This is a genomic window from Deinococcus aerius (assembly GCF_002897375.1).
Taxonomy (GTDB): Bacteria; Deinococcota; Deinococci; order Deinococcales; family Deinococcaceae; genus Deinococcus; species Deinococcus aerius.
This window is the reverse complement of record NZ_BFAG01000012.1, coordinates 24,913-41,845: the sequence shown is the minus strand read 5'-3', so window position 1 is coordinate 41,845 and position 16,933 is coordinate 24,913. Positions and strand designations below refer to the sequence as shown.

The window sequence follows — 16,933 nt, the reverse complement described above, 5'->3', positions numbered from 1 at the left end:
ACCCGGACCGCGAGGCGGGTCATGGTCACGTCACCGAGCGCCCCTATACTCGCCCCCATGAAGCGTGCCCTCTCCCTCCTCGTCCTGCTCGCCGCCGCCACGGCAGGGGCACAGGCGACGCCCCGCACCGTGAACATCGGGCTGGGCTACCTCCCCAACGTGCAGTTCACCCCCTTCTACGTGGCCGACAAGCTGGGCTACTTCCGCGCCGAGGGCCTGAACGTGCGGTTCCAGCACGGCTACGTTTCCGAACTGATGCCGCTGCTCCTTCAGGGCAAGCTCGACTTCATCGTGGGTGATCCCGAGGACGCGATCTTCGCGCGCAACCAGGGCGCCCCCGTCCGCTACGTGATGGCGATGTACCAGAAGTCGCCCGTGACGGTGTTCAGCACCAAGCCCCTCAACCGGGCTGCCGACCTGAAGGGCAAGACCGTCGGGATTCCCGGCACCTTCGGCAGCTCCTACGCCGCCCTACGCGCCCTGCTCGACAGCGCCGAGTTGCAGGAGGGCCGCGACGTGCGCCTCGCCTCCATCGGCTTCACCCAGCTCGACGCGGTGCGCGCCGGGCGGGTGGACGCGGCGGTGGGCTTCCTCAACAACGAGGTCGTGCAGCTCCGCAATGCCGGGCAGAAGGTTTACACCCTGGACATCTCGGGCGCCTACCCGATGGTGGGCTCCGGCCTGATCACGCTCGACAAGACGCTGACGGGGGACCTCGCCCGCAAGGTCGTGCGCGCCTCGCAGCGGGGACTGAAGTTCACGGTGACCGACCCCGCCCGCGCCTTCAAGCTCGCGCAGCCCGTCTTCGGCACGGGGGGCGGGACCCTGGACGTGCTGAAGGCGAGCACCCCGCTCATGCAAAGCGCCTACACCCGGGCAAGCGGTCTGGGGGCCAGCGACCCCGCCGCCTGGGCCAAGGCCGTCGCCGCGCTGGTGAGGCAGGGGAGCCTCCCCGCCGGGACGAAGGCCGACACCTTTTACACGAACAGCCTGATCAGCAAAACGGTCCGCTGAGGAACAAGGGAGAGGGGAGGGGTCAGCCCGGTCGGCGACCCCTCCCCCCTAAACTTTCCCCAACTCTCTACTCGTCGCCGCTGTCCATGCCTCCGAGCGCCTTATTCACGGCGGCGGGCGTCTCGTACTCCTCGTCGGGGAGTTCGTCGAGCATCGAGCGCACGTCGTCGTCCGCGCCGTTCTCCTCGGCGGCGTCCATCAGGTCCTGCTTGCTCGCCGGGTAGTTCACGCCCTTGAGGTGCTTCTGGAGCTGGATGGGGTTGATCTTCGCCATAGGGGCCTCCTGGGCTCGATTATCTGGCGCCGGATGGGCGGCAGCCTCGAAGGATCTTCACCCCGGCTTATGACGACGCGGCCATTTCTTTAACGGAGAAAGGCCGATCATGCCCCCACCGGCTCCAGCAGCCCGTTTTCCAGCACCACGGGCAGCGCCAGCGTCTGGTAGCCCTGCTGGTCGAAGAGCACCGTCACCTTCCCGCCCTCGTAGCGCATGACCAGCCCCTCGCCGAAGGTGGGGTGGGCGACCCGGCTGCCGATGGCGAAGGGCACGCCGTCGGGGTTGGGGTGGGCCTGCACCCGCCCGGCCTCGCAGTTGTCGCAGTGGCCGCAGGGGGGGTGGTACTCCTCGCCGAAGTAGCTCAGCAGGAACTCGCGGCGGCAGCCCCCCGTCTCGGCGTAGCCGCGCATCATCTCCAGGCGGGAGCGTTCGTAGGCGCGGCGGTGCTCCTGGGCGAGCGCGGCCTGCGCCACCACCTCGGGCGTCTCCATCCCCTCCACGGCGACCACCTCGCCATCCGGCAGGACCTCCAGCGCGCCGACCTCCTCCAGGCGGTTCACCGCGCTCAGCAGCCGGGTCTGGGAGAGCCCGGTCTCCTCCCCGAGCCCGGCCGGATCGACCGGCCCGCCATGTTCACGCACCGCCCGCAGCACCGCCCCCACCTGATCGGCGTCCACCAGCGTGCCCCCCGCGAAGAAGCGCCGGAGCCGGAGGTCGCCGGGCGTGTAGAAGAGGGTCGCCTCGGCGGGCTCGCCGTCCCGCCCCGCCCGCCCGATCTCCTGGTAGTAGGCGTCCACCGAGCCCGAGAGGTCGAGGTGGTGCACGAAGCGCACGCCCTGCTTGTCAATCCCCATGCCGAAGGCCGTGGTCGCCACGATCACCTCCAGCTCGTCCGCCATGAAGGCCGCCTGCACGGCCTCGCGGGACGGGGCGTTCATCCCGGCGTGGTAGGCCGCCGCCCGCACGCCCCGCTCCGTCAGGTCACGCGCGAACTCCTCGGCACCCCGGCGGGTCGCGGCGTAGACGATGCCGGGCTTGGGGGCGGCCTGGACAGCCTCCAGCAGCGCCGTCCGTTTGGTCCCCGCGTCCTCGAACGGCTGCACCCCGAGCCGGATGTTGGGGCGGTCGAAGCCGCGCACGAGGATCTGCGCGCCCCGCATCCCCAGCCGCTCGACGATCTCCTCACGCACCGGGGGCGCGGCGGTCGCGGTCAGGGCGAGGACGGTGGGGTGCCCCAGCGCCTCCACCGCCGCCCCCAGCCGCAGGTACTCGGGCCGGAAGTCGTGGCCCCACTCGGAGACGCAGTGCGCCTCGTCCACCACGAAGAGCGAGGGCCCAGCGGCCCGCAGGCGCTCCAACGTCTCCGCATGGGCGAGCTGCTCGGGCGCCAGGAACAGGAACTCGACCTCGCCCTCCGTAAAGGCCTCCAGGGTTTCCTCGCGCTCGGCGGGGCGCAGGGTGGAGTTGACCAGGGCGGCCTGGCCGGGCGCGTTCTCCTCCAGCGCCACGACCTGATCCCGTTGCAGGGCGATCAGGGGCGAGACGACCACCGTGGGGCCGCCCAGCGACATCGCCGCGACCTGATAGATCGCCGACTTGCCGCTGCCGGTGGGCATGATGGCGAGGGTGTCCCTGCCCCCCAGGACGGACGCGATGGCCTCCTTCTGGGCCTCGTGGAGCCGGTCGTAGCCGAACACCTCCCGGGCGATCTGCTGGGCACGCCGGATGCCCCGGGCCGGTTTGGCTGGAGGTTCCGTGGGCTTGACTGCTTTGAACCTTGGTTGGGGAACTTTCGTCCCGGCGCGTTCGTCGCCCGAAACCGTCGCGGAGAGAGCGGAAGCTGGCGCCGCTCTGGTTGTGACGGAGACCGGTTCAGCGGTCCTGGACCTGTTCTTTGCACCCGGGCCGGTGCCCGGCGGAGTGGGGTGGGGTTCGGAAAGGGCGGGTTCGGGCTCGGGAACGTGGACTCGGATTCGTCTGGGCATGGGTCCTTTCCTGCACGCGCGGCTCACCCGGACCCGGGCAGCCGACGCGGGAAGGTTCGATCTGGTTGGCCTCCCGGTCACCCCGTGAAGGCGGACCCGGGAGGAACGGCAGCGTCCCAGTCTCGGGGCGGGCGGCGGGTGGTGACTGCGGGATAAGGCAAGAAGGGTTTATCTAACCCCCACCGTTCCCCAGCCCCGGCTCAAGGAATCGTCAACCGGGCGCCTCACCACCAGCGCCGCCGCCGTGCCGCCCACATCACGAGGGCGGAGAGCAGCAGCAGGGCGGCCAGCATCGCCAGGAACCCCCGCACGCCCGTCTTCTCCAGGGGCAACTGAAAATTCGTGCCGAAAAGGCTGGCGACGAGCGCCCACAGCCCCAGCAACACGGTGGCGACCGTCAGGACCCGCATGGTGTCGTTCGTGCGCTGGCCCAGGCTGGTCATGTACAGGTCGAACGATCCCAGCACCGCCTCGCGCAGCCCCTCGGTGGAGGCCAGCGCCCGTTCGAACCGCTCCTCCAGGGCGTCGTAATAGTCTGCCGCCGCGCTGTCCTCGATGGCCTTGAAGTCGGGCCGGGAGAGCGTGGCGTACACGTCGCGGTGGTCGGTGAGGAGCCGCCGCAACTCGCTCACCCGGCGGCGGTGGCGGGCCAGGTCTCCCAGAAAGTCACCGCGCTCGGGCCGCCCCAGAATGGCCTCGTCCACCTCGTCCAGGTGGCGCTCCAGGGCCTCGACCTCGCGCAGGTAGCTCGTGAGGTGCCAGTTGAGCAGCGCGGCCAGAAAAGCCTCGGGCGTGAGCTGCCCCAGCCTGTCGTTATTCCGCTCCTGGGCGGTGAACTCGTCCAGGAAGGGGATGTCCTCCGCGTGAACCGTCATCAGCGCGCCCGGCCCCACCACGATGTTGAGTTCGGTGCCGACCAGCCGTCCCCCCCGCTCGCCCACCGCCTGCACGTCCACCCGGAAGGTGTCCCCGTAGTTCCTCACCTGCGGGTGCGGGCTGGGGTCGGCGAGGTGCTGCGTGGCGCCCGGGTGAAAGCCCAGCAGCTCCCCCAGCCGCCCCGTCTCCGCCGCGTCCCGGCCCAGCACATCCACCCACAGGAGCTGACGTTCGGAGAGCCCGCGCACCAGCGCCCCGTCCAGGTGGACCTCCCGGTCCTCACCGTCGGCGTCGAAGAGGTAGGGGCGCACCCGCACGCCCCCCGTGTCGCGCGCGGGGGTTTCCGCTGCTGGCCCCCCGTCCACCCGCCTCCCCCGCCCCGTGCCGCTCACTGCCATACCTGCCGTTATTAGAAGAGCCGCCTTCCAGGGTCCTCCCACCAGTCAGCCCAAGGCGCCTTGAGGCTTCCCCGGGTAGGCAGGATGGCCTACCCACCGCCTCCCCGCTGCCTCACCCCTCCCTCACCTGCTACGGTGGGGGCAACACCGGAAGGAGGTGCTGTGCATGACCGACATCAACCCCATTGTCAGCCTGACCGCGACCGAACGAGGAAGCTTCGCCCCCGCATCCAGGAGTCACCTTGCCGCACCCACTTCCGCAGCCGCCCTCCCCACGACAATCCGGGCCTGACGCGCCCACGGGGCGACCTTGAGCGCCCGCTGGCTCGATGACGAGCTGGAGGACGCGGACACCCTTCCCGAACGTCCCCACAAGCACAAGGCCAAGAAGCCGCTGGGCAAGCGCCGCCTCGCCACCCTGACCGCCGACCCGGAAGGCGGGGACGAGACGGACGACCTGATTCGCCGCCTGACCGACCTGGGGCACATCACCGAGGTCGTCGCCGAACTCAAGAGCGGCAAGGAGGCCACGGCGTATGTGGCGCGCGGGCCGCGCGGCAGCGTTCTGCTCAAGCTCTACCGCGAACTCGAAGCCCGCTCCTTCAAGCGTGACGGGGTCTACCGTGAGGGGCAGGTCATCCTCGACAAGCGCGCCGCCAAGGCGATGCAGGGCCGCTCGCGCAGGGGGCTGGAGATGCTTCAGGCCGGGTGGGTGACCGCCGAGTACGCGCACCTGTGGCACCTGTGGCGGGCGGGCCTGAATGTCCCCGAACCCCTCGTCGGCCCCGACCCCTACGACTACGCGCAGACCACCCCCGCCGTGCTCATGCGCCTGATCGGCGCCGAGGACACCCCCGCCCCCCGCCTCAGCGACGCCGCCCTCTCGCCGGAGGAAGCCCGGGACGCCTGGAATCAGGCCGTGGGGGGCATGGCCGACCTGCTGCGGCTGGGGTACGCGCACGGCGACTACAGCACCTACAACCTCCTGTGGTGGGAGAACACCGTGACGATCATCGACTTTCCCCAACTCACAACCCGTCAGAACCCCAATTTCAAGGACCTGCTGCGCCGCGACGCCGAGAGCCTCGCCACCAGCTTCCGCAAGCACGGCATCCAGGCCGACGCCGAGGCCACCCTGCGCGAGGTCCAGCGCCGCGCCGGGGGGCAGGGGCCCAAGCCGCGCGTGCTGCTGCCGTGACCCCCCACATCCGCCCCGAACAGCCCGCCGACGCCCCCGCTATTGCCGAGGTCACCCGCCTGGCCTTCACCGATGGCGGTGGCGTCCGGGAAAACGAGATGATCGGGGAGATTCGCGCCTCGGGCTGGTTCCTCCCCGACCTCTCGCTGGTGGCCGAGGTCCAAGGTCAAGTGGTCGGCCACGTGATCGTCGCGCCCGCCGAGTTGCGGGGTGACCCGGAGCATCCCGAGCGGCCCCGGCGCGTGCTGCTGCTGGGCCCCCTCAGCGTTCTGCCCGAGTTCCAGCGCCGGGGCATCGGCAGCGCGCTGATGAGGAGCGTGCTGGCCCGGCTGTGTGGCCGCCCCGAGCCGATGGTGGTGCTGTGGGGCCATGAGGAGTACTACCCGCGCTTCGGCTTCCGCCGGGCCGCCGAATTTGGCCTGCGCCCGGACACTCCGGCGGCAATGGTCTACCCGCTGCGGGATGACCTCAGCCCCTACGCGGGGCTCGAAATGCCCGCCTGAATGTGCCGCAAGCCTATGCTCTCCCCATGCGCGCCCTCGAAACTTGCCTGTACGTGGACGATCTGGAGGCCGCCGAGGCGTTCTACTCGGGCGTTCTGGGCCTCAGCCTTTTCGGGAAGGTGGCGGGGCGGCACCTCTTCTACCGGCTGGAGGGCTCCATGCTGTTGATCTTTGACCCGGCGGCGAGCCTTCAACCTGGCGACGTGCCGCCGCACGCGGGAAAGCCGGGCGGACACGCCTGCCTGGGAATCGCGCGGGAGGAGACGGACGCCTGGCAGGCGCGGCTGGAGGGGCACGGCCTGAAGGTGACCCGCTACGCCTGGGGCAACCGGGGCGAGAGTCTGTACTTCGAGGACCCGGCGGGGAACGTGCTGGAACTGGCACCGCCGAGCATCTGGGGGTTGGGGTGAGCCTGGAGTTCGTCGTGGCGAGCGACATCGAACGAGACTCGATGAACCTGGAGGTCTACCAGAATGCCTTGAACCTGCTCAATATCGAGGAGACGGCAGAGGGCGACTACCTCGTTCAAGTTTGGTCCGGGCATGAGAGGACGACATTCACCGTTCAGGAGACGGCGTTGATCGTCGCCCATGCGCTCAAGTTTGCAGGCCTCCGTGTCCGTGAGCCGGGCGAGTAACCTGACCCCATGAAGCGCCCCCTCAAGTTCCTCCTCGTCCTCCTGCCCTTCCTGCTCGTGTCGAGTGCGGCCAAACCCCGGTGTCAGGGCGCCGAGCGTGAGCGTTAAGCCGCTGCGGAGCGTTCTCTACGTGCCCGGCGACAAGCCGCGCGCCATCGAGAAGGCCCGCACCCTGCACGCGGACGCGGTGATCCTCGACCTGGAGGACGCCGTGGCGCCGGAACACAAGGAGGCGGCGCGGGAGAACGTCAGGGCGGCCCTCGCATGGCGCTGGCCCGGCCCGCTGTTCGTGCGGGTGAACGGCCTGGGCACCCCCTGGGAACACGACGACCGCGAGATGGCCCTGCTGGGCGGCGTGGACGGGATCGTGCTCCCCAAAGCCGAGGACCCCGCCGTGCTCGCGGGCCTGCACCTGCGCGTGCCGCTGTGGCCGATGATCGAAACCCCCCTGGGTGTGCTGCGCGCCCCGGAGATCGCGGCGGTGCCCGGTGTGGCGGGCATGATCGTGGGCGCCAACGACCTCACGCGGGCGCTGAGAACCCGCCCCGCCCCCGGCCGCCTGCCCCTGCTCCACGCCCTGTCGGCAGTGGTCCTGGCCGCCCGCGCCCACGGCAAAATCCCGCTCGATGCCGTATATAACGACGTGCGCGACCCAGAGGGCTTCTCCCACGAATGCGAGCAGGGCCGCACCCTCGGCTTCGCCGGAAAGACCGTCATCCACCCGGATCAAATCGGGATTGCCAACACCACCTTCGGCGTGACAGACCAGGAAGCCGAGGAGGCCCGAACCCTCCTCAGCGTCTGGGAACAGGCTCGAGCCGAGGGCCAGAGCATCGCCACCCACCGCGGCGCCCTCATCGAGCAGATGCACGCGGACGAGGCCCAGGAAATGCTCGACCTCTGGAAAGCGACAAAGACCAACCCAAGCTGAAGCTTCTCAAAACCGTCTATGGTGGACGGGCCATTCCTGCCAGCAACTTGCTCTCGCACCGCCTTCACCACGTCGGCTCGCGCAGCGAGACGGTGGGGACGCAGCTTGGAATGCAGCAAGATCAAACCTTGCGCGTGGCGAAGGACGGCCACCGGCGAGGTGAGCGAGCCCTTTGCCGAGCGCAGCGGAAAGCTCCCCTGCCCCCTCTGGGGGTAGGGGCTGGGGGTGGGGGCAAACCGCATCAAGATACTCTGCCCCTTGTTTAACTCTACTAAGTCCCTTTATCTTGCTTAAGCCATGTCCCTGACCGACCGCGAGCGAGACCTCCTGCGCCTGATCCGCGAGTCCCCGCTCAGCACCCCGGAAGACCTGGCCCGTCGCCTGGGAACCTCCCGCGCGGCAGTGAACGTCCACGTCAGCAACCTGACCCGCAAGGGCTTCCTGCTGGGCCGCGGCTACGTGGTCGCACCGGAGAACGACCCCCACGTGGTTGTCATCGGCGGCGCAAATGTGGACGTGAAGGCCCGCACCCTCGCCCCCGCCGTGCCCGGCACCAGCAACCCCGGCGTGACGACCCAGGCCCCGGGCGGCGTGGCCCGCAACATCGCGGAAAATCTGGCGCGGCTGGGCGTTCCCACCCACCTGATCGCGGCGGTGGGCCGGGACCCGAACGGTGACCTGCTGCTGCGCGAGACCGAGGCGGCGGGCGTGGACGTGCGGAACGTGCTGCGTTCGGACAGGCCTACCGGCACCTACACCGCCGTTCTCGACGAGCGCGGGGAACTGGTGATCGCGGTGGCGGCAATGGGGGCGACGGACGCCCTGACTCCCGCCGCGTTGAATGATCGGCGGGGAGTGCTGCGCGGCGCCTCCTGGGTGATCGCGGACGGCAATCTGAGCACCGAAACCCTGACGCACCTGCTGACCCTCTGCGCCCAGGGGAGCACGCCGGTCGTCTTCGAGCCCGTCAGCGTGCCCAAGGCGGGGCGGCTCCTCCCGGCCCTGGCGTCGGGACTCGTCCCCCACACCGTCACGCCGAACGTCGCCGAACTCGCGGCCCTGGTCGGGCAGGACATCCCCAACACATCTGACGCTCTCGCCGGGGCGGCAGGTCAGCTCCACGCGCGGGGCGTGCAGACGGTCTGGGTCCGGCGGGGCGAGCGGGGCAGCCTGCTCTCCACCCCGGACGGCGTGACCGAGGTTCCCGCCCTTTCCGCACAGGTTGCCGACGTGACGGGCGCCGGGGACGCCATGCTCGCCGCGTACCTGGCCGCCCTCCTGGCCGGGCACCCCCCCGCCGAGGCCGCCCGCCACGGGCACGCCGCCGCCGCGCTCACGGTCGAGAGCCTGCACGCCGTGTCCCCCATCCTGACCCCCGGCACAATCAGGGCGCGGCTGGAATCGGCCCACCCCTGAAGTCCCCCCACACGAAGGAGCCCCCATGCCCACCCCCGCCCCCATCCGACCCGAAGTCCTCGCCCTCATGGACCTTCACCCCGAGGTCGGCGCGGCGCTCGAACGCGGCGCCCCCGTCGTGGCGCTGGAAAGCACCATCATCAGCCACGGGATGCCGTACCCGCAGAATGTGGAGATGGCGCGCGGCGTGGAGGCCGTCGTGCGCGAGAACGGGGTGACCCCCGCCACCATCGCCGTCCTCGGCGGGCGGCTGAAGGTCGGCCTGACGCCGAACGAGCTGGAGTTGCTGGCGACCGACAAGAACGTGCAGAAGATCAGCACCCGCGACCTGCCCGTGACCGTCGCGCTCGGCGGACATGGGGCGACCACCGTGGCTTCCACCATGCGGATCGCCTCTCTTGCGGGCATCCGGGTCTTTGCCACGGGCGGGACGGGCGGCGTTCACCGGGGCGCGAATGAGACGATGGACATCAGCGCGGACCTGACCGAACTCGCCCGGACGGACGTGTGCGTGGTGAGCGCGGGGGTCAAGAGCATCCTCGACATCGGCCTGACGCTGGAGGTGCTGGAGACGCAGGGTGTGCCCGCCATCACGCTGGGGAGCACCGAGTTCCCGGCCTTCTACTCGCGCCAGAGCGGATTTACCTCCCCCCTCACCGTGGCGACGCCCGCCGAGGCCGCCCGCGTGCTCCATGCCAAATGGACGCTCGGCCTGACAGGCGGCGTCCTCCTCGCCAACCCCATTCCGGTCGAGGCCGAGATTCCCGCCGCCGAGATCACCCCGCACATCGAGCAGGCGCTGGCCGATATGGCGGCATTGGGCCTCACGGGCAAGGAGACGACCCCTTACCTGCTGGGCCGCATCGTGGAGATCACGGGGGGCCGCAGCCTGACGGCGAACATAGCCCTTGTGCGGCACAACGCGGCGGTGGCGGCGCGGGTCGCGGCGGAGTACGCCGCGCTTCAGGGCTGGGCCTGACCTGTCCCTCCACCGGGAACGCACCGCAATCCGCATGAGAAGGGGGTGGTAGGCTCGGGAACGGTTATGGACTCCTACGACGTAGTGGTGATTGGGGGCGGCCCGGCGGGGTACGTGGCCGCCATTCGCGCCGCGCAACTCGGCTTCAAGACCGCCTGCGTGGACGCCTTCGAGCGGAACGGCAAGGCCTCGCTGGGCGGCACCTGCCTCAACGTGGGCTGCATTCCCAGCAAGGCGCTGCTCGACTCCAGCGAGCGCTTCGAGATGATTAGCCACGAGGCGCAGGAACACGGCATCCAGGTGGACGGCGCCCGCGTGGACCTGACGAAGATGCTGGGCCGCAAGGAAAGCGTGGTGGACAAGCTCACGGGCGGCGTCGCCTTCCTCTTCCGCAAGAACAAGGTGACGAGCATTCACGGCCTGGGGCGCCTCGTCCGGCAGGAGGAGGGCGGCTGGATCGTGGACGCCGCCGGGACCGAAATTCACGCGGGGAACGTGATCGTGGCGACCGGCAGCAACCCGCGCGAGCTGGCCGGCGCCCCCTTCGGCGAGCACATCGTCGAGAACAGCGGTGCCCTCGCCTTCGAGCAGGTGCCCGGTCGGCTCGGCATCATCGGCGCGGGCGTGATCGGCGTGGAGCTGGGCAGCGTGTGGCGCCGCCTGGGCGCGCAGGTCACCATCCTGGAGGCCCTCCCCGGCTTCCTGATGGCCGCCGACGAGGCCGTGAGCAAGGAGGCCCTCAAGCAGTTCCAGAAGCAGGGCCTGGAGTTCCACTTCGGCGTGAAGATCACGGAAGTGCAGCAGACTGACTCCGGCGTCACCGTCACCTACGAGGAGAAGGGCAATCAGGTCACCGCGCAGTTCGACAAGCTGATCGTCTCCATCGGGCGCGTGCCGAACACGAAGGGGCTGGGGGCCGAGGCGGTCGGCCTGGAACTCGACGAGCGCGGCTTCGTGAAGGTGGACGGGCACTACCGCACCAACCTCCCCGGCGTCTACGCCATCGGTGACGTGGTCGGCGGTGCCATGCTCGCCCACAAGGCCGAGGAGGAGGGCGTGGCGGTCGCCGAGCTGATCGCCGGGCAGGCCGGGCACGTCAACTACGACGTGATCCCCTGGGTGATCTACACCTCCCCCGAGATCGCCTGGGCGGGCCTGACGGAAAAGCAGGCGCGGGAGAAGGGCCTCAAGGTCAAGGCCGGGCAGTTCCCCTTCAGCGCCAACGGGCGCGCGCTGGGCCACGGCGACCCGCGCGGTTTCGTCAAAGTCGTCGCGGATGCCGACAGCGACAAGATCATCGGCGTCCACATGGTCGGCCCCAACGTCTCTGAACTCATCGGCGAGGCGGTCACCCTGATGGAGTTCGGCGGCAGCGCGGAGGACCTCGCCCGCACCGTCCACGCCCACCCCACCCTGAGCGAAGTGGTGAAGGAAGCGGCGCTGGCAGCGGACAAGCGGGCGCTGCATATGTAGGAAGCGGTCAGCGTTCAGCCATCAGGAAGAGAGGGGCGGGAGGCCGAAGCTGTCCCGCCCCTCCCCTCTTGCCCCTTAGACCGGCTGCCCCACATCGAGCGCGAGGACCCGCCGCGTCGCCTCGTCGAGGATGGCCCGCACGGCCTCCGGCGTCTGCGCCTCGACGTAGACCCGCACGACCGGCTCCGTTCCCGAGGCGCGGAACATAGCGGAGGCGCCGCCCGAGAGCAGCAGCTTGACACCGTCGATGGTCTTCACGCCCTCCACCACATGGCCCGCAATCTCCCGGTAGCCCTGCGCCTCCCTCAGCAGCGCGTTCTTGTCGAACCCCGCGCCCAGGTGCAGGTCGCCCCGGTCATAGTGGTGCCGGAAGTCCACCTCCGCCTCGATGGCGGCGAACAGCTCGTCCAGGCTCTTCCCGCTCGCCGCCATCGCCTCAACCATCAGCAGGCTGTTCAAGAGGCCGTCCCGCTCAGGAATGTGCCCGCGCGAGGCCAGCCCGCCCGACTCCTCACCCGCCATCAGGACGGCCAGAGCCTCGTCCGCCTGCCCTTCTAAAAAAGCGTCGGTGATGTACTTAAAGCCCACCGGCGTCTCCAGCAGGCTGAGCCCCAGCCGCTCCGCGAGCAGCTCGATCACCCGGCTGCCCGACACGGTTTTGACCACCCGCCCGCGCACCCCGCGCCCGTGGAGATGCCGCAGCAGCACCGCGAAAATCTGGTGGCTGTTGAAGAACCGACCGCCCGCCGTGACTGCCCCCACCCGGTCGGCGTCCCCGTCGGTCACCACACCCAGAGCCGTTCCCGTCTCGTTCGCCAGCAGGCCCATCAGTTCGCCCAGGCTCTGCGGAATCGGCTCGGGGTTGACCCCGTGGAAGAGGGGATCGGGCCGCCCGTGCAGCTCGCGCAGGTCGAGGTTCAGCCCCGCGTGCCGCGCGTAGCCCGTCAGCCAGCCGCACCCCGCCCCGCCCATCGCGTCGTGGATGACCGTTCCCCGGTAGCCCCGCAGCGTCTCCAGGTCGAGTTGCCGGTCCAGTTGCGCGTAGTACGCCCCCCGGATGTCCAGCGGCCCGATGCTCCCGGCGGGACCGCGATACACCTCCGGGTGTTGGAGCGCCCGTTCAATCTCGGCGACGATGGCCGGGGTCGCGCTGCCCCCGTACGCCCCCTTGATCTTGTACCCGCTGTACTGGGGCGGGTTGTGCGAGGCGGTGATCATCACGCCGCCCGCCGCCGCGTGGTGCACCACCGCGAAGGACAGGGCCGGGGTGGGCAGGTACTCCCGGGCGAGCAGGACCCGCAGGCCCTCCCCCGCCATGACCTCCGCGACCACCCGCGCGAAGCCCGCCCCCTGGAAGCGGGTATCGTAGCCCACGACCACGGACTGCCCCCCGCCCGCCCGCAACGCCTGCGCGTGGGCCCGCGCGACCTCCCGGACGTTCGCGTAGGTGAAGTCCTCGGCGATGATGTCCCGCCAGCCGTCCGTTCCGAATTTGATGGGCATAGGTCAACTCACTCCGTTCCCGGACTGTAGCAGGGCGGGTCTGACGTTCTGTTGACGCGCCGGGGGACTGCCGCAAGAGGAGCGGCCGGACCCGCGCCTTCCGTCCGGCCACCCGTCCAGCCCCGTCAGCTCCTGAGTTCCGCGGACGCTTCCCGGCGCGCCTGCAGGTACCAGGCCAGCGTCTTCTCGATGCCCTCGCGCAGGCCCGTTCGAGCGGTCCAGCCCAGCGCGGCGAGCCGGGACACGTCAAGCAGCTTGCGCGGCGTGCCGTCGGGCTTGCTGGGGTCGAAGACGAGTTCGCCCTCGTACCCCACCACGTCGCGGATGAGTTCGGCCAGTTCCCGGATGCTGAGGTCCTGGCCCGTGCCCACATTGATGGGACCGGGCACCGACACATGCCGCAGCAGGAAGAGGCAGGCGTCGGCGAGGTCGTCCGCGTACAGGAACTCACGCATGGGCCTGCCGCTGCCCCAGACCTCCACCTGCGGGGCCCGCCTCTCCTTGGCCTCGACCATCTTCCGCATCAGGGCGGGCAGGACATGCGAGCCCTGAAGGTCGAAGTTGTCCCCCGGCCCGTAGAGGTTGGTCGGCATCGCGCTGATGAAGTCGTCCCCGTACTGGGTGCGGTAGTGGTCGCACAGCTCGATGGCCGCGATCTTGGCGACCGCGTAGGCCCGGTTCGTCTCCTCCAACGGTCCGGTCAGCAGCGCGGTTTCTTGCAGCGGCTGCGGCGCCATCCGCGGGTAGATGCAGCTCGACCCCAGGTTGAGGAGCTTGGTCACGCCGTTCTCGTGCGCCGCGTGAATCACGTTCGCCGCGATGATCAGGTTGTCGTACAGGAACTGCGCCGGGTAGGTGCTGTTGGCGAGAATCCCGCCCACCTTGGCTGCGGCGAGGACCACGATCTCGGGCCGCTCCTCGGCGAAGAAGTCGTTCACCGCCGCCTGGTTCCGCAGGTCGAGTTCCCGGCTCGTCCGGGTGACGATATTGCGGTACCCCTCGGTCTGGAGGCGGCGCACCACCGCGCTCCCCACCATGCCCCGGTGCCCGGCAACGTAGATTTTCGAGTGCTTGTCCACGCTTCCCCTACTGGTTCCCGATGCCGCGCAGCGCGATCTGGTGGCCCGCGTTGATCAGGGTCTTCTCCTGCCGGGCCAGCTCCAGGTCATGCTCGACCATCTCCTCGACCAGCTGGTCGAAGCTGGTACGCGGCGTCCAGCCCAGCACGCGGCGGGTCTCCTCGGCGTCGCCCAGCAGGTAGTCGACCTCGGCGGGGCGGAAGTAGCGGGGGTCGATCTCCACGTAGTCGCGGTAGTCCAGCCCCACCCGCCCGAAGGCCCGCTCGGCGAACTCGCGCACGCTGTACGCCTCCCCGGTAGCGATGCAGTAGTCCCGGGGCGTGTCCTGCTGGAGCATCAGCCACATCGCCTCGACGTAGTCGCGGGCGTGGCCCCAGTCGCGCCTCGCCTCCAGGTTGCCCAGGTACAGCTTCTTCTGGAGCCCGACCTTGATGCGCCCCACCGCCCGGGTGATCTTGCGGGTCACAAAAGTTTCCCCGCGCCTGGGGCTCTCGTGGTTGAAGAGAATCCCGTTGCAGGCGTACAGGTCGTAGGCCTCGCGGTGGTTCACCGTCTGCCAGAAGGCGTACACCTTCGCCACGGCGTAGGGGCTGCGCGGGTGGAAGGGCGTGTGCAGGCCCTGGGGCGGCTTGGCGGCGCCGAACATTTCACTGCTGCTCGCCTGGTAGTAGCGGACCTCGTGCCCGGTGCGCTCGCGGTAGTCGCGGATCGCCTCCAGCAGCCGGAGCGTCCCGAGGCCCGTCACGTCGGCGGTGTACTCGGCCTGGTCGTAGCTCACCTTGACGTGGGACTGCGCCCCCAGGTTGTAGACCTCGTCGGGCCGGATGCGCTCGATCAGGACGCGCAGGTTGGAGCTGTCCGCCAGGTCCCCGTAGTGCAGGAACATCCGGGCGTCTTCCTCGTGGCTGTCCTTGTACAGGTGGTCGATCCGCTCGGTGTTGAAGGAACTCGCGCGGCGGATGATGCCGTGGACCTCGTAGCCCTTGGCGAGCAGCAGCTCCGTGAGGTATGAACCGTCCTGGCCGGTGATTCCGGTCAGCAGCGCCTTGCGTGGGGAGGTGTGGGTCATCGTGTCTGGGCTCCTTGTGGGAAAAGGCGAGGGGCTGGCGCGGGGGGCGGCGGCGGGATGGACTCCACCCGCGCGGCGGTGCCCCCCACCCGTCCCATTATCGTAGGGGCAGGGACGCTACAGGTTCGTCAAACCCCATTCGGGGGCACGCCGTCCCCCGCCCGCAGACCCCGCTTCCCCGCCCAGCGCGTGCAGTTGACGGTTCCCCGACCCTGGGCTATTCTTCCGTGCGTGCCCGAACAGGGCGCCCCTTGAAAGGCAGCGAGCGAAAGCACGGCTGAAGTGGTGTGGCCCCATCGTCTAACGGTTAGGACACTACCCTTTCAAGGTAGCGATACGGGTTCGAATCCCGTTGGGGTCACCACAGGAAGCCTCCGCCTCGGCGGGGGTTTTTGCTTGGGGTGCCGCCCGGGTGGGGCCGCTATAGTGGCGCCCGTGTCACGGGCCCAGGCTGACCCGCCCACCTTCACGCCCCCGGGGTGGGTCAGGGGGCTCCTCGCGCTCGTCCCGGTCTTTCCCCCCCTGTACCTGGCCGCCCTGGCCTGCCTAACCCGGGTGCGGACCCTGCCGCCCGCCGCCCGCCGCGTGCTGCTCTTCTTCGCGGCCACCCAGCTGGTCGCGGCCCTCTTCACGCCGCAGCCGCTGCTCTCGCTGGGGTTGGCGGCGGCCCGAACCCTGCTCATCCTCGCCATGGTCGGGGCCGGCGTCTACCTGCGGGACAGCCGGAACCTGCGGCCGCTGCTCTGGGGCCAACTGGTCATCTTCGCCACCGCCTGGGGGTACACCCTCCTCACCCAGGGCCCCCAGGGGGTGCAGGAGCGGCTGGGACACCCGTACTACTACGTCGTGTCGCTGGGGCTGGTGGCGGTCGTCGCCCTCTGGATCATCCTGTTCTGGCATGGCGGGCGCCCGGGGTGGCGCCTTCCCGCAGGCGGCCTGGCCCTCGCCACCTTTCTCGCGGCGGGGAGCCGGGGGCCGCTGCTGGCGCTGGTGGTGGGGACGCTGGCGGCCCTCGCCCTCGGGGGCCAGCAGCGGCGCGGGTGGGTCCTGCTGCCGGGCGGCCTGGTCCTGGCGCTGGCGAGCCTCACCACGACGCTCAACCTCCCCCTGCGGCCCGTCGAGCGCCTGCTGAACGAGCAGACGAGTGGGCGCGAGCAGGTCTGGCGCGAGGCCGTGGCCGGGTGGCGGACCAGCCCGCTCGGCGGCGTCGGCCCCTACCAGGGGGGGCCCTACCTCCCCTCCCTCCTGAAGGAGGGCTGCCAGCTCACGCCCACCCTCAGCCGCAACGCCATCGCCTGCCCCGAGGCGCTCAGCCGCTGGTCGAGCGTGTGGCTCATCGCCCACAACGTCTGGCTCCACTGGCTGCTGGAAAGTGGCGTCCTCGGCCTGCTGGGCCTGACCGCCGTGATGGGCTGCGCGCTGTGGCGGGCGGCGCTCGCGCGCGACCCCTTGATCATCAGCCTGCTGTTCGGCTTCACCGCCATGAATGTGGTGGACGTGGTGACGGCGCCCCCCAGCCCACACTTTGCGGAGCTGTGGTGGGCAGCGGTGGGTCTGGCCCTCGTCGCCCCCCGGCGGTGACGGCCCAGGGGCAG

At 70.0% G+C, this 16,933-nt stretch carries 16 protein-coding genes and 1 tRNA gene; 11 read left to right on the top strand and 6 right to left on the bottom strand.

What is annotated here, in order from left to right; all coding sequences use genetic code 11:
• Nucleotides 1-57: 57 nt before the first annotated feature.
• Nucleotides 58-1,014: an ABC transporter substrate-binding protein gene (locus tag DAERI_RS15705; RefSeq protein WP_103130387.1), complete on the top strand. Its 957-nt coding sequence runs from the start codon at nucleotides 58-60 to the stop codon at nucleotides 1,012-1,014.
• A 67-nt stretch (nucleotides 1,015-1,081) separates the two neighbouring features.
• On the opposite strand, the gene DAERI_RS15700 is transcribed toward DAERI_RS15705, so the two are convergent.
• The 3 genes from DAERI_RS15700 to DAERI_RS15690 all read right to left on the bottom strand — a co-directional run bounded on the left by DAERI_RS15700 (nucleotide 1,082) and on the right by DAERI_RS15690 (nucleotide 4,550).
• Nucleotides 1,082-1,288: a DUF2795 domain-containing protein gene (locus DAERI_RS15700; protein ID WP_103130386.1), complete on the bottom strand. Its 207-nt coding sequence runs from the start codon at nucleotides 1,286-1,288 to the stop codon at nucleotides 1,082-1,084.
• 107 nt (nucleotides 1,289-1,395) lie between these two features.
• Nucleotides 1,396-2,988, bottom strand: coding sequence for a RecQ family ATP-dependent DNA helicase (locus DAERI_RS15695; protein ID WP_103130385.1), 1,593 nt, complete (start codon nucleotides 2,986-2,988; stop codon nucleotides 1,396-1,398).
• 512 nt (nucleotides 2,989-3,500) lie between these two features.
• Nucleotides 3,501-4,550 (bottom strand): magnesium transporter CorA family protein, encoded by a 1,050-nt coding sequence (locus DAERI_RS15690; RefSeq protein ID WP_235610425.1) that lies wholly within the window; start codon nucleotides 4,548-4,550, stop codon nucleotides 3,501-3,503.
• Between the two features lie 310 nt (nucleotides 4,551-4,860).
• Between DAERI_RS15690 and DAERI_RS15685 the strand changes: the two genes are divergently transcribed.
• The 8 genes from DAERI_RS15685 (at nucleotide 4,861) to lpdA (ending at nucleotide 11,687) form a co-directional block, all read left to right on the top strand.
• The gene (locus DAERI_RS15685) at nucleotides 4,861-5,748 is read left to right on the top strand and encodes an RIO1 family regulatory kinase/ATPase domain-containing protein (protein ID WP_103130384.1); all 888 of its coding nucleotides are present in this window, start codon (nucleotides 4,861-4,863) and stop codon (nucleotides 5,746-5,748) included.
• The gene (locus tag DAERI_RS15680) at nucleotides 5,745-6,251 is read left to right on the top strand and encodes a GNAT family N-acetyltransferase (RefSeq protein ID WP_103130383.1); all 507 of its coding nucleotides are present in this window, start codon (nucleotides 5,745-5,747) and stop codon (nucleotides 6,249-6,251) included. The genes DAERI_RS15685 and DAERI_RS15680 overlap by 4 nt, the downstream gene beginning before the upstream one ends.
• A 26-nt stretch (nucleotides 6,252-6,277) precedes the next feature.
• Nucleotides 6,278-6,661 carry a VOC family protein gene (locus tag DAERI_RS15675; protein WP_103130382.1) on the top strand — a complete coding sequence of 128 codons (384 nt, stop codon included), beginning with the start codon at nucleotides 6,278-6,280 and terminating at the stop codon, nucleotides 6,659-6,661.
• Nucleotides 6,658-6,888: a hypothetical protein gene (locus tag DAERI_RS15670; protein WP_103130381.1), complete on the top strand. Its 231-nt coding sequence runs from the start codon at nucleotides 6,658-6,660 to the stop codon at nucleotides 6,886-6,888. The genes DAERI_RS15675 and DAERI_RS15670 overlap by 4 nt, the downstream gene beginning before the upstream one ends.
• 97 nt (nucleotides 6,889-6,985) lie before the next feature.
• Complete coding sequence (locus DAERI_RS15665) at nucleotides 6,986-7,819, top strand: HpcH/HpaI aldolase/citrate lyase family protein (protein WP_103130380.1); 834 nt, start codon at nucleotides 6,986-6,988, stop codon at nucleotides 7,817-7,819.
• A gap of 297 nt (nucleotides 7,820-8,116) precedes the next feature.
• The gene (locus DAERI_RS15660) at nucleotides 8,117-9,235 is read left to right on the top strand and encodes a carbohydrate kinase (protein ID WP_103130379.1); all 1,119 of its coding nucleotides are present in this window, start codon (nucleotides 8,117-8,119) and stop codon (nucleotides 9,233-9,235) included.
• A 25-nt stretch (nucleotides 9,236-9,260) separates the two neighbouring features.
• The gene (locus tag DAERI_RS15655) at nucleotides 9,261-10,214 is read left to right on the top strand and encodes a pseudouridine-5'-phosphate glycosidase (RefSeq protein ID WP_103130378.1); all 954 of its coding nucleotides are present in this window, start codon (nucleotides 9,261-9,263) and stop codon (nucleotides 10,212-10,214) included.
• A 66-nt stretch (nucleotides 10,215-10,280) separates the two neighbouring features.
• Entirely contained in the window at nucleotides 10,281-11,687 is a 1,407-nt protein-coding gene (lpdA, locus tag DAERI_RS15650; RefSeq protein ID WP_103130377.1) for a dihydrolipoyl dehydrogenase, read from the top strand.
• A gap of 75 nt (nucleotides 11,688-11,762) precedes the next feature.
• Here the strand turns inward: lpdA and DAERI_RS15645 are convergent, their stop codons facing one another.
• The 3 genes from DAERI_RS15645 to gmd form a co-directional block, all read right to left on the bottom strand.
• Complete coding sequence (locus DAERI_RS15645) at nucleotides 11,763-13,190, bottom strand: phosphoglucomutase/phosphomannomutase family protein (RefSeq protein ID WP_103130376.1); 1,428 nt, start codon at nucleotides 13,188-13,190, stop codon at nucleotides 11,763-11,765.
• Between the two features lie 125 nt (nucleotides 13,191-13,315).
• Complete coding sequence (locus tag DAERI_RS15640; protein WP_103130375.1) at nucleotides 13,316-14,269, bottom strand: GDP-L-fucose synthase family protein; 954 nt, start codon at nucleotides 14,267-14,269, stop codon at nucleotides 13,316-13,318.
• Between the two features lie 7 nt (nucleotides 14,270-14,276).
• Nucleotides 14,277-15,338, bottom strand: coding sequence for a GDP-mannose 4,6-dehydratase (gene gmd, locus DAERI_RS15635; protein ID WP_103130374.1), 1,062 nt, complete (start codon nucleotides 15,336-15,338; stop codon nucleotides 14,277-14,279).
• Nucleotides 15,339-15,627: 289 nt separating this feature from the next.
• Here gmd and DAERI_RS15630 point away from each other — a divergent pair.
• Nucleotides 15,628-15,702 (top strand) — tRNA-Glu (locus DAERI_RS15630).
• Between the two features lie 71 nt (nucleotides 15,703-15,773).
• Nucleotides 15,774-16,919, top strand: a complete 1,146-nt coding sequence (locus tag DAERI_RS15625) for an O-antigen ligase family protein (RefSeq protein ID WP_103130498.1) — start codon at nucleotides 15,774-15,776, stop codon at nucleotides 16,917-16,919.
• The last annotated feature ends 14 nt before the right edge of the window (nucleotides 16,920-16,933 follow it).

Bases quoted from the DNA above. Each gene is read 5' to 3' on its own strand.
- lpdA (WP_103130377.1), top strand. From the start codon at position 10,281: ATGGACTCCTACGACGTAGTGGTGATTGGGGGCGGCCCGGCGGGGTAC.
- DAERI_RS15690 (WP_235610425.1), bottom strand. From the start codon at position 4,550: ATGGCAGTGAGCGGCACGGGGCGGGGGAGGCGGGTGGACGGGGGGCCA.
- DAERI_RS15655 (WP_103130378.1), top strand. From the start codon at position 9,261: ATGCCCACCCCCGCCCCCATCCGACCCGAAGTCCTCGCCCTCATGGAC.
- DAERI_RS15700 (WP_103130386.1), bottom strand. From the start codon at position 1,288: ATGGCGAAGATCAACCCCATCCAGCTCCAGAAGCACCTCAAGGGCGTG.
- DAERI_RS15675 (WP_103130382.1), top strand. From the start codon at position 6,278: ATGCGCGCCCTCGAAACTTGCCTGTACGTGGACGATCTGGAGGCCGCC.
- gmd (WP_103130374.1), bottom strand. From the start codon at position 15,338: ATGACCCACACCTCCCCACGCAAGGCGCTGCTGACCGGAATCACCGGC.
- DAERI_RS15660 (WP_103130379.1), top strand. From the start codon at position 8,117: ATGTCCCTGACCGACCGCGAGCGAGACCTCCTGCGCCTGATCCGCGAG.
- DAERI_RS15705 (WP_103130387.1), top strand. From the start codon at position 58: ATGAAGCGTGCCCTCTCCCTCCTCGTCCTGCTCGCCGCCGCCACGGCA.
- DAERI_RS15645 (WP_103130376.1), bottom strand. From the start codon at position 13,190: ATGCCCATCAAATTCGGAACGGACGGCTGGCGGGACATCATCGCCGAG.